This is a genomic window from uncultured Capnocytophaga sp., from assembly GCF_938029845.1.
Lineage (GTDB): Bacteria > Bacteroidota > Bacteroidia > Flavobacteriales > Flavobacteriaceae > Capnocytophaga.
In genome coordinates this window covers 1-12,051 of sequence record NZ_CALHGG010000120.1, presented here as the reverse complement: position 1 = coordinate 12,051, position 12,051 = coordinate 1, and the positions used below count along the sequence as shown (strand labels likewise).

Sequence of the window (12,051 nt, the reverse complement as noted above, 5' to 3'; positions counted from 1 at the left end):
GCGTGTAGGCACCTCAAAACCACTTGCCCTTGCAGGGAGCTTAAAACACACTCCGAAGTCGTGGTTTTTTACTTTTATATTTTTATTGTATTTCTAATGTAATAAAATTTTAATAATATATCCGATACATTACCAATTCTAATCACTATCTTTTCCAGCATTTACTAAGGTAGCGTTGATAAAGAATGCTCCTTTGGTGGCAATAGTCTGTTCGGGGGCTATAGGTTTTACAGGGGCAATGGCAGTATACCCACTTTCGGAAGCTCCTTTTACTACCTCCACTTTCTCAAAAGAGGTTTCTTTATCCGAAGTTTGGGTTACCAGAAAAATGTAGGATTTACCAGCATCCTCTACGATAGCCTCGTTAGGTACAGCAGGGGTCGTTTGTTTGTCAAGACTGATAACCCCTGTTACATTCATTCCATTGATGAGCCCTTGTTTGTCACCCTCTACGTGGCAATGTACAATGATGCTTTTGCTTTCGTTTTCAAACGAAGCCGCAATGTTATACACTTGGGCATCATATTCGCGAGAGGTGTTATTGGTAGGGTTGAAGTGCACTTGTTGTCCTACCTTAATGTAAGGCAAGTCACGCTCATACACTTGCAAGTGCAGGTGTAGCGAACTGTTGTCGATGATTTCCACAATAGGGGTGGAGGCATCTATATAAGCCCCTTTGTTAGTATATACCGCACTGATATTCCCACTAATAGGAGCCACTATCGCCAAAGTAGATTGCATTCCCTTATCGGTGAGTGTTTGAGGGTTTAAGCCCATTAGGCGTATTTGTTCTTCAAGCGAAGCTTTTTCGGTACGGAGAGTGCGTAGCTGAGTAGTAGCGGCTTGTAGGTTCTTACCAGTACCAGCATTCCCTTCATAGAGGGTTTGCTGACGGTCAAGTTCTTGTTTAGCAAGTTCTATCTGACCATTAACGGTGAGCAAGCGCTGTTGTTGTTGCAAGAATTCTGGGTTAGAAACAGTAGCGATTACTTGCCCTTTTTGCACATAACTGCCTATCTCTACCTTTACGCTCTTGATAATCCCCGCATATACAGTCGATACCTTCGCCTGATGGTCGGCAGGCACGCTCAGTATTCCATTGGCTTTGAGGGTAGCGGCAAGAGCTTTTTCTTCTATATGTCCCAAACGAATATCTACAGTTTGGATTTGAGCTTGGGTAAGGGTGGTGAGGTTGCCCCCTTCTTCGTGGTGTTCTTCGCGCTCTTCGAGCTTTTGATTATTGGTAGTTGTAGGAGTGCCATTGCAGGCTGATAGACTAATTCCTATAAGGATAAAAGCGATTTTTATACTATATTTTTTCATTTGTTTTACTGGTTTAAAAGGGATTGTATTTCTATTACTTTTTGATTAAGCGCCTCGATACTCTCAAGGTATGCCAAGCGGGTATCTACGGCTGTCTGTAGGGTGTAAAGGTACTCCACATAGCTTATTTCACCTGCGCTATACCCTAACTGATTGGCTCGGATAATGCGCTCGGCTTCAGGTAGCGCTTCTTGTTTGTAAAACTGATATTTTTGCAAATTCAGTTGGTATTCCTCTTGCAGATTTATCCATTGAGTTTTAAGCTGTTTTTCTGTTTGTTGAGCTGCTTCTATAGCAGCTTCTTTCTGATATTTATAAGCTTTCACCTTGGCACGGGTAGCGGTAAAAATAGGAACTGAAAGCCCTATGGTGGCAAAGTGAAAACGTTTACTTCTATCAGTATAGGTCTCTACCCCTCCAATGGTTAGCATTCCTATAAGAGACTGATTGGTATAGCCCAATGTAAGGTCGGGCAGGGCTTGGGCACGCTCTAGACGTTTGTTGTGCTCAGCTATGTTTGCTTCTTGATAGCTGAGTTGTACCAAAGGGTGCTGAGAGAGTTGTACATCCGAAGGCTCACTGAGTAACAAAGGCTCATACACGGGCGACTTGGTAATGGTAAATGCTTCTTCTGTTTGCATTAACGTACGCAAGTTGCGATAGGTAGCTTGTTGTATAGTTTTGTTCTGTTGAAGTAACAAACTTATTTCTCCTTTCTTCACTTGGGCAGTGTTAATATCTATCTTCTTGGTATCCCCTGCTTTATAGCGTACTTCAGCAATGCGAATAAAATTATTGTAGAGACTATCAAGCTGCAAGAGCTGTTCCTCTTTAAAAGTCAAATATTGCAATTGCTGATATGCGTTGCGCACTTGCCGCTTCAGTTCATTCTGCTGAAGGGCTAATTGCCCTTGTTGTAATTGTGTCTCTGCTTGATAGAGCTTTTTGCGAGCAGCAAATACTGTAGGCAAAGGAATAGATTGTGATACACCTACTGAAAGGTCTTTTTCAGCACTGCTGTACTGCCCGTATTGCCCTGTAAAGTCTGTTTTAGCCAATTCAAAAGAGGTTCGCTCTTTAGCACTTGCTCCTTGTAGCTTGAGTTGTGCTGCCTTAATCACTCCATTGTTCTTAAGGGCTATTTGCTCTATTTCTTGTAGCGAGTAAGACTGCTGAGCGTGTAGCGCTATAGGACTGATAAGCAATAGGGCTATCGTGAGTACTTTAGCTGAAGGACGGCGCCAAGAAAAGGTACTATTGAAAGCGATGTAAAGCAATGGAAGCACGAAGAGGGTGAGGAAGGTAGCCGATACTAACCCCCCAATAACCACTGTAGCTAAGGGGCGTTGTACTTCTGCTCCTGCTCCTTGACTGAGTGCCATAGGTAGGAAACCTAAGCTCGCCACCATAGCCGTCATTAGCACGGGGCGCAAACGCATTTCGGTACCCGTAATCACGTGATGCAAAAGGTTGGTCATTCCTTCTTTTTTCAGCTGGTTGAAAGTGCCAATAAGCACTATACCGTTGAGCACTGCTACCCCAAAGAGCGCGATAAAACCAATACCCGCACTAATACTAAAAGGCATTCCCCGAAGAAGCAAGGCAAATACGCCCCCAATGGCACTCATCGGGATAGCACTAAAGATGAGTAAGGATTGTTTTATAGAGTGGAAAGCAAGGTATAACAAGAAAAATATTAAAAGTAGGGCTACCGGTACGGCAATAAGGAGCCTATCGGTGGCTTTTTGTAGGTTTTCGAACTGACCGCCATAGGTAAAGTAATAGCCCGTAGGGAGCTTTACGCCCTTTAATTTTTGTTCTATATCACTCACCACACTCTGCACATCGCGCCCTTGCACGTTGAAGCCAATGACGATACGGCGCTTGCCTGCTTCACGGCTTACTTGTGCGGGGCCTAATTCATATTTGATAGTGGCCAATTGGCTCATCGGCACCTGCCCATTTTCGGTAGCTACCATCATATGCTGTACATCGTCAATTCCGGTACGATGGAGGCTATCGAGGCGTACCACAAGGTCGAACCTTCGTTCGTTCTCGAAGACAACCCCAGCCTTCTTACCAGCAAAGGCGGTACTGAGTACCTCATTGACCTCTTGCACCGAAAGTCCGTAGTTGGCCAAACGCACACGGTCGTAAGTAACATTGATTTGCGGAAGTCCGCTTACTTTTTCGACCTGTGGGGCGGTAGCACCTTCTGTTTTCTGGATAAGTTGGCTTACTCTTTGGGCGTAGTGGGCGAGGGTATCCATGTTTTCTCCAAAGATTTTTATCGTTACATCCTGTCTGACACCTGTCATCAATTCGTTGAAACGCATTTGTATAGGCTGGCTTTTCTCAAAGAAGACCCCAGGAATATCCTTGAGCCGCTCAATGATGGCATCTCCTAATTCCTCATAGGAGCGACCACTTTTCCATTGGTCTTGGCTCTTGAGTACGATCACAATATCGGAGGCTTCCAGCGGCATAGGGTCGGTAGGTATTTCGGCAGAACCTGTTTTGCCTATCACCATTTTCACCTCGTCGAACTCACGAATCAGGCGAGAGGCCTGCATGGAAGTCTCCAAGCTCTGCTTCAGGGAAGTGCCCGGTGGCAGAATACATTCAAAAACAAAATCGCCTTCTTGTAGTTGTGGAATAAACTCACCTCCCATACGGCTGAAAATGCCTACCGCAAGAACGAACAGTACCACGGTACTGCCTATTATCCATCCCCTAAGGCGGATAGAACGGACAAAGAGCGGTTGGTAGTGACGGTAGAGCCAGCTTATCATTCGCTCGGCAAAACTGCGCTTGTCACTTACTGTTTTAGGTAGGAGCAAAGCGCTCATGGCAGGGATATAAGTCAGGGAAAGGATCAGGGCACCCAAAATAGCAAAGACGACGGTTTGTGCCATAGGGCGGAACATCTTGCCCTCTACTCCTACCAAGGTAAGAATGGGAATATACACCATCAGGATGATAATCTCTCCGAAGGCGGCACTACTGCGTATTTTGGAAGCGGAATGGAATACCTCCTCATCCATTTGTGCTTGGGTAAGTCGTTGGTGGTTCTTTCGGATCGCCAAGTGGTGCATCACTGCTTCTACCACGATAACCGACCCATCAACGATAATTCCGAAGTCTATTGCCCCCAAGCTCATCAGGTTCGCACTTACCCGAAAGAGGTTCATCATTCCTAAGGCAAAGAGCAAAGAAAGTGGAATGGCAGTAGCTACAATCAGTCCTGCTCTCAAGTTGCCTAAGAAGAGTACCAAAACGAAGATGACAATCAGTGCCCCCTCTAAGAGGTTTTTCTCTACCGTGTGAATAGCGCGTTGCACTAGGTCGGTGCGGTCTAAGAAAGGTTCTATTACTACATCGTCAGGCAAGGATTGTTGTATAGTGGGTAGTTTTTCTTTAATACGGCTAACTACCTCGTGGCTGTTTTCACCTTTGAGCATCATCACTACCCCACCTACGGCATCTACTTCGCCATTGTAGGTAAGAGCCCCATAACGAATGGCACTCCCTAAGCGCACTTCAGCCACATCTTTGATAAACAAAGGTGGTGTATGTTTGCCTATAGCGATATTGCCTATATCGGTGAGAGAGGTAGCCACACCTATCCCACGTATAAAATATGCATTAGGGCGCTTGTCTATATAAGCACCTCCCGTATTTTGGTTGTTCTGTTCTAAGGCGGTGAAGAGGTCGCTCACACTCACCCCCATAGCACGCAAGCGGTTAGGGTCTATAACCACCTCATATTGTTTGAGCTCTCCCCCAAAACTATTGATTTCGGCAATGCCTTTGGTACCATATAGCTGACGCGCCACAATCCAATCCTGCATAGTGCGGAGGTCTTTGGCTGAATATTTGTTTTTGCTCTGCTCTTTAGGGCGAATAATATACTGATATACCTCCCCCAGTCCTGTACTCACGGGCGAAAGTTCGGGGGTGCCTATTCCCTTGGGGATTTGCTCCTGCGCTTCTTTGAGTTTTTCATTGACTAACTGACGGGCAAAGTAGATGTCCATATCTTCGCTAAAAACGGCAGTAATCACCGAGAGTCCAAAGCGCGAAATACTGCGTGTCTCTTCCAGCCCAGGAATATTGGCTATAGCTTGTTCTATAGGGAAAGTAACGAGTTGCTCCACTTCCTGCGAGGCAAGAGTAGGCGTAGAAGTGATAATCTGTACTTGGTTGTTGGTAATATCGGGAACGGCATCAATGGGGAGCCTCATAGCACTCCATACACCCCAAATGATAAGGGCAAGAGTCATCAAGCCTACAAGAAACTTGTTCTTGATGCTGAATTTAATAATTTTATCTAACATAATCTTTCTTTAAGTGTGAATAAATAGGAAGAATGCCTCAAGAATAATTCTCAAAGCAAAAATATTAGCGGGTACTAACTAAACAATAAAGATAGATTATACTTTAGGAGGCGTCCAGATATTACCATAGTAAGCCGATACCCACACCTCGGTATAGAGGGGGAGGCTATGAGGGTGAATAGTTACTATAGGTGCTTCTATAGTGAAAGTATTGAAGGAAAAGCTGTCCACAAGCACCTGACAGCAAGTGCATACGCAGAAAGGGGAACAAACATCTAAGTGAAGATGCGAAGGAGTATCATCAGGCGTAGCTACTAATCGAAAAGCAGTGTTTTCACCTTCATATATAGGCATATCAGCACAGGGAACTCCTGTGAGCACCAGCAGATATAAACTAAATATAAAAGTGAAATATTTCATATTGGGGGCAAAGATACATTTTTTTTTCAATCTGACAAAATTTTTTGATTTTGTCGCATTCTACTACATAATTAAAATAACACATCTGACACATTACCAGCTCCACGCAGACGTGCAGCAACGCACGTCTGCGGGTGCAAAGGTAAATTTTTTTGGTTATATTGTCAAGATGTTGTACCTTTGCACCTAGAAGTTACTAAGAAAATAGGTGTAATCAAATGAAATAAGAGCTATTACTAAATCATTACCTAATCTTCTTGTAATTCCTGTATCTTCTTTATTTAAAATAGATTATATAAGTAGTTTCAATTTTCCTGCAAAATTACGAATTAATTTGCTAATTGACAAATTAGCAAATTTGCCAATTAATTCGTATTTTTGCACTTTGATAAACAAACAACAGTTATGGCTAAGAGCGTACGGGTGCGCTTTGCACCCAGTCCTACAGGACCGTTACATATAGGAGGGCTACGTACTGCCCTCTTTAACTATTTATTTGCTAAAAAACATGGGGGAGATTTCCTCTTGCGTATTGAGGATACAGACCAAGTGCGCTATGTGGAAGGAGCCGAGGCATATATTATGGAAGCCCTCCAATGGTGCGGGATTACCTATGACGAAGGCGTGGGTAAGGAGGGAGGCCCTCACGCCCCCTATCGCCAGAGTGAGCGCAAGGCAATCTATGCCGAGTATGCCCAGTTGCTTTTGGACAAGGGTGAGGCGTACTATGCCTTTGATACAGCGGAAGAATTGGATGTGCAGCGCAAAGCCTATGAAGAACGTGGAGAAACCTTTATATACAATTGGCACAACCGCGAAAAGCTCAACAATGCTTTCTCCCTTTCCCCAGAGGAGGTAAAAAAGCGTATAGAAGAAGGGATGCCTTATGTGGTACGATTTAAGATGCCACAGGAAACTCTTACCCTACACGACCTGATTCGTGGTGAGGTAGTGGTAGATACTAAGCTCTTGGATGACAAGGTACTCTTCAAGTCCGACGGTATGCCTACTTATCACTTGGCGAATATCGTAGATGACCACCTTATGGAGATTACTCATGTAATCCGTGGAGAGGAGTGGTTACCCTCCATGGCACTCCATGTACTGATGTACAGGGCTTTTGGCTGGCAGGCACCTCAGTTTGCCCATCTGCCATTGATCCTTAAGCCAGCAGGTATGGGCAATGGAAAGCTTAGCAAGCGTGATGGAGACAAAATGGGCTTCCCTGTATTCCCTTTGGAATGGGTGGATCCAGTGAGCAAAAATATCTCTAAGGGCTACCGCGAAGGAGGCTACTTGCCTGAAGCCTTAGTGAACTTCTTGGCACTATTGGGCTGGAATCCAGGGGTAGAGCAAGAACTCTTCTCGGTAGAGGAGCTTATAGCGCTCTTTGATTTGGAAAAAGTCAATAAGGCGGGGGCTCACTTTGATATAGAAAAAATTAAGTGGTTCAATCACCAATATTTACAAAAAATACCCGTAGCCACTTTGGTGGAGGATTTCTCTCCGATCTTGGCTGAAAAGGGTATAAATGTTTCCAAGGAAAAACTTTTGGATATAGTAGCATTGATACGTGAGCGTGCCACTTTCCTTACTGACTTCTGGGACTTGGCACACTTCTTCTTTGAAGCACCTACCCAGTATGAGGCTAAAGCCCTTAAGAAACAGTGGAAGGAAAATTCGGCTGAGATAGTGAAGCAGTTGATAGGAGTTGTAGAAGGTCTTACCGACCTTACACCTCATCATATAGAGACACAAATCAAGGATTTTATCACCCAAAATAATCTCGCTCTAGGACAAGTAATGCCACTCATTCGCCTTTCTTTGGTAGGGGAGATGAAGGGGCCTGATGTATTCTCTATCATCGCAATCTTAGGGCGTGAAGAGGCAGTACGTCGCCTGCAACATCTTGTACAATATCCTAAGGAGTAGTAAGTTATGAAAAAATATCTCATTGTAGGTTTAGGAAACATAGGGGAGGAATACCGTTATACACGTCATAACATTGGTTTTCTAGCAGTGGAGGACTTAGCCAAGCAAAAGGAGGTGGAATTTACCACTGTACGCTTGGGTGATATGGCTACTTTCTCTCACAAAGGGCGTACTTTTATCCTTTTAAAGCCTTCTACCTTTATGAACCTAAGCGGAAAAGCAATAAAATACTGGTTGGATAAGGAAAAAATCCCAATAGAGAATCTTCTAGTGATTGCCGATGACCTGAATTTGCCTTTCGGAAGTATTCGTATCAAGAAAAAAGGCTCTGATGGAGGACATAATGGCTTTAAGAATATACAAGAGGAACTCCAAACAACTACTTATGCACGCTTGCGTTTTGGTATCAGTGCCAATTACGCCAAGGGTACTCAGATAGATTATGTCTTAGGTCGTTGGAGCGAGGAAGAAGTTGCCTTGCTTCCTGAGAGATTGGAGAAAATCAGTGAGGCGATTCTCTCTTTTGGTTTAGCGGGGGCAGATACCACCATGAACCTATACAATAATAAATAGAAGCCTATGGCTAATATCCAAATCTATAATGCTTCAGCGGGCAGTGGGAAGACCTTTACTTTGGTAAAGTCCTTCCTAGAGCTTATTTTGGCTACCAAGAATGTGGAGGCCTACAAAACACTCTTGGCGATCACCTTTACCAATAAGGCGGTCAATGAGATGAAGGAACGGGTAATCAATCAGTTACTTCTTTTCGCTACGCCTGACAACGAAGTAGAAGAGGGAGGAAAAAAAGCGTCAGAAGATGTGATGTTCCTCCAGCTAGCGGAAGAATTACAACTCTCTCCCAAGGAGTTACAGGAACGTTCGCAAAAGGTGCTTAGGCATATACTACACAACTATGCGGGATTTACCATAACAACTATTGATGGTTTTAACCAGCGATTGATACGCTCTTTTGCCTTTGACCTGAAGCTCAATCCTAACTTTGAGGTCTTTTTGGAAACCGATGATCTCTTGCGCTTGGCGATAGAAAACTTGTTCAAGAAGACTAACGAAAACCAACTCTTGACCAAGCTCCTCTTGGAGTTCTCTCGCGACAAGATAGAAGAGGATAAGGATTGGGATATAGCCACAGAACTCTTCGAGATTTCTAAGCTGCTGACCAATGAAAATCATTATGCCTATATAAGAGAATTGGAAGGAAAGCAACTAACCGATTTTCAACAGCTTAAGGAGGATCTAAAACAGCAACGCAAGGACTTATATGCAGCAGTGGGCGCAGCGGTCAAGGATTTTTTTACCTTCACTCAGCAGCAGGCTATCACTTCCGCTCATTTCTCTCGAGGTTCTCTGTATAATTTCTTTGAGAAAATAAAAAGAAATGGAGTTTATGCCATAGAAAAAGCAGCTTTTACTCGAAATTGGTTTGTAGATGCGGCTGATAAACCTCTCTATCCTAAGTCCCTTCTAAAGAGTGAACCTGCACTGGCTCAATTATTAGATGAAAAACAACCATGGATAGCCGATTTGCTTCATTCCATAGAAAAAAGCTATTGGTGGGAACAGTTTTATAAGCATCTAATAAAGAATGTAACCCTTTTGGCAGTACTCAAAAGCTTGCAAGAGGAGATTCTAGCGATTAAGGAGGAAGAGAACATATTGCCGATTTCAGAGTTTAATAGCATTATTCATCAAACGATTATAGAGGAGCCTTCACCTTTTATCTATGAAAAAATAGGTACCCGTTACCAGCACTACTTTATAGACGAATTTCAGGATACCTCTACATTGCAGTGGGAAAATATGTTGCCCTTGATTGCTGATGCAGTACATAGCGAAAACCTTAGCAAGCAACAAGGGTCTTTGCTTATAGTAGGGGATGCTAAGCAATCCATTTACCGCTGGCGAGGGGGTAGGGCAGAACAGTTTATGGAGCTGTATAACAAGGAAAAAATTCCTTTCCATATAGCGCAAGAGGTACAGAATCTTGCCTATAACTACCGTAGCCGAAGAGAAGTGATTGACTTCAATAATGATTTCTTCCACTTTATCGCATCTTCTCCTTTGTTGTTCAACAATAGTGGAGAATATAGGTATGATGAGTTATATCGCAATGCAATACAGAAAACGCCTGAAAGAGAGCAGCAAAAAGGTTTTGTAAGTATAGAATTTGTAGATAAAAAGAATAAAAAAGATTCAGAAGATACCGAATCAGAAGCAATAGAGGATGAAAATACACTAGATAACGAAGATATTTATATAGAAACTATTGAAGGGTATATAAAAGAAGCAAAAAGTAATGGATACTTGGATAAAGATATTTGTATACTCTCTCGAAGGAATGTAGAATGTATTGAAATAGCTGGAAAATTATCTGAAAAAGGTTATAATGTTATCTCTTCTGAGGCTTTATTGCTCAAAAATATACCAGAAATACAATTCTTGATACACTTAATTTCTATTTCTCTCTATCAGGGGAATGAAAAGGAAAAAATAGAATTGCTCTTTTCTTATACCAAGGTAAAACATATCACCGATATTCATACTTTTATGAATCAGTATGCTCATAAGCCCGTGGAGGATTTCTTTTCGGCTATGGGATTCTCCTTGTCACATTTTCACTTGTATTCTTTTTACGAAGGCATTGGTTATGCGATAAGAATATTTGATTTGGCAAAACCTTCGGATGCTTATTTGGCGCAATTCCTTAACGTAATATACGAATATAAGAGCGTGCGCAATGGTAACGTTGCTGATTTTCTTACTTACTGGGAGGAAAAGAAAGATAAGTTGGCTATTAGTGCTCCAGAGGGAGTTAATGCGATATCCATCATGACCATTCATAAGAGTAAGGGGTTGGAATTTCCTGTAGTTATCTATACAAAAGTCAATGACAAGTTACGCTCAGCTAAGGATACACTTTGGATACGTGTACCTAAGGAACAATATCATGGTTTTGAACATTTGTTGATAGATGATTATAGTGGTTTGGAAAAAATAGATGCCGATATTGTACTCCAACAGAGCCAAATGGAGCTTCTCGATACGATCAATACCATGTATGTGGCTATGACACGTCCTAAAGATTTGCTCTATATACTCTGTGATTTGCCTAGAGAGAAGAAAGAAGAAAAAATCAGCACCCTTTCTGAAATATTAAAGATTTATTTGCAGGAAAAACAAAAATGGAATGAGGAGGAACTGCGTTATACTTTTGGAAAAATAGTACCTATTGACATTCCCCCTCTAAAGGAAACTCATTATATTCCCTTCAAGCAAAGAGCAACGATTACACCTTCTTATACAATTGTAACTCGTGCAGGATCCATGTGGAATACCCAGAGAGAAGGGGCGATAGCACGAGGTACGCTCTTGCATGAGTTATTGGGACAACTCACTACTAGGGACGATATCCCCCAAGTATTACAACAGTTCTTTGGGGAGGGTCGTATCACTCAGCAACAACTCCCACTGCTTAAGCAGCAATTGCAGCAACTTACTTCACACCCTTTACTAAAGGATTATTATACGGCGGATTATGTTATTTATAACGAGCGGGAATGGTTAGATATAGTAGGGGAGTACCTACGTCCTGACCGTGTGGCGTATGATCCCAATAGAGGTACCGCCGTTATCATTGATTATAAGACGGGAGAAGACCATCCCCAGTACGAAACCCAAATAAGGAGATATACACAAACTCTCGAACAAACAGGCTGGAAAGTAGAGAAATCTTTTTTGGTGTTTATCAATCAGCAGATTACCGTAAAACCCCTGTAGAGACGCAATTTATTGCGTCTTAAAACCTCCCCGCTGGCGCGAGTTTGCAACTCGTGCCTACTATAAATAGAGTTTGCAGTTCGTGCCTACAACAATAGAGTTTGCAGCTCATGTCTACTATAAGTCTTGCAGTCCTATAAAGTAAAAAATCCTTGATGTTATCATCAAGGATTTCTTTTGCAGAGCGGAAGACGAGGTTCGAACTCGCGACATTCAGCTTGGAAGGCTGACGCTCTACCAACTG

At 42.8% G+C, this 12,051-nt stretch carries 6 protein-coding genes; 3 read left to right on the top strand and 3 right to left on the bottom strand.

Annotated elements, in window-relative coordinates; all coding sequences use genetic code 11:
• Positions 1–138 precede the first annotated feature (138 nt).
• From Q0625_RS08495 to Q0625_RS08485, 3 genes are all read right to left on the bottom strand, one after another.
• Positions 139–1,323: an efflux RND transporter periplasmic adaptor subunit gene (locus tag Q0625_RS08495; RefSeq protein WP_298825835.1), complete on the bottom strand. Its 1,185-nt coding sequence runs from the start codon at positions 1,321–1,323 to the stop codon at positions 139–141.
• Between the two features lie 5 nt (positions 1,324–1,328).
• On the bottom strand, positions 1,329–5,660 hold the full coding sequence (locus Q0625_RS08490; protein WP_298825833.1) for a CusA/CzcA family heavy metal efflux RND transporter: 4,332 nt from the start codon (positions 5,658–5,660) through the stop codon (positions 1,329–1,331).
• Positions 5,661–5,756: 96 nt separating this feature from the next.
• A complete protein-coding gene (locus Q0625_RS08485) occupies positions 5,757–6,110 on the bottom strand; it encodes a DUF6660 family protein (RefSeq protein WP_298825830.1) in 354 nt (117 codons plus the stop codon).
• 375 nt (positions 6,111–6,485) lie between these two features.
• Between Q0625_RS08485 and gltX the strand changes: the two genes are divergently transcribed.
• The 3 genes from gltX to Q0625_RS08470 are packed head-to-tail and all read left to right on the top strand — an operon-like array spanning position 6,486 to position 11,807.
• On the top strand, positions 6,486–8,012 hold the full coding sequence (gene gltX / locus Q0625_RS08480) for a glutamate--tRNA ligase (protein ID WP_298825827.1): 1,527 nt from the start codon (positions 6,486–6,488) through the stop codon (positions 8,010–8,012).
• Between the two features lie 6 nt (positions 8,013–8,018).
• Complete coding sequence (gene pth / locus Q0625_RS08475; protein WP_298825824.1) at positions 8,019–8,585, top strand: aminoacyl-tRNA hydrolase; 567 nt, start codon at positions 8,019–8,021, stop codon at positions 8,583–8,585.
• A 6-nt stretch (positions 8,586–8,591) separates the two neighbouring features.
• Positions 8,592–11,807 carry a UvrD-helicase domain-containing protein gene (locus Q0625_RS08470; RefSeq protein ID WP_298825821.1) on the top strand — a complete coding sequence of 1,072 codons (3,216 nt, stop codon included), beginning with the start codon at positions 8,592–8,594 and terminating at the stop codon, positions 11,805–11,807.
• Positions 11,808–12,051: the final 244 nt, after the last annotated feature.